Below are 284 nucleotides of genomic sequence, written 5' to 3' on the forward strand. Positions count from 1 at the left end.
TGGCTTTTAATTCAGCTCTTGCATATTTTTTCTATGTGCTTTTATATATAAGGAAAAATTATCAAACATATCTTATTTCCACCATGAATACGGAGCTTCGAAATGACATTAGTAAAAAGATACTTCATGAATCATTTGAAAAGAATGTGGGAACAGATAGCGGAGAGTATGTATCCTGGTATACGAATGATGTCAGAGAAGCTGAAAACCAGGGCTTCCAAGTTTTTTACAGTTATATGGATACAGGATTCAGACTTTTGATGGGAGCTATTTCTTTGCTTTTT

General features: G+C 33.5%; 1 protein-coding gene. It reads left to right on the top strand.

Translation table 11 applies throughout. The annotated features are described in order from the left end of the window. Window positions 1-284: ABC transporter ATP-binding protein (locus HJY11_RS13555; RefSeq protein ID WP_208076459.1), on the top strand; the 284-nt coding region annotated here is incomplete at both ends.

This window comes from Bittarella massiliensis (ex Durand et al. 2017) (assembly GCF_017566145.1).
Taxonomy (GTDB): Bacteria; Bacillota; Clostridia; order Oscillospirales; family Ruminococcaceae; genus Bittarella; species Bittarella massiliensis_A.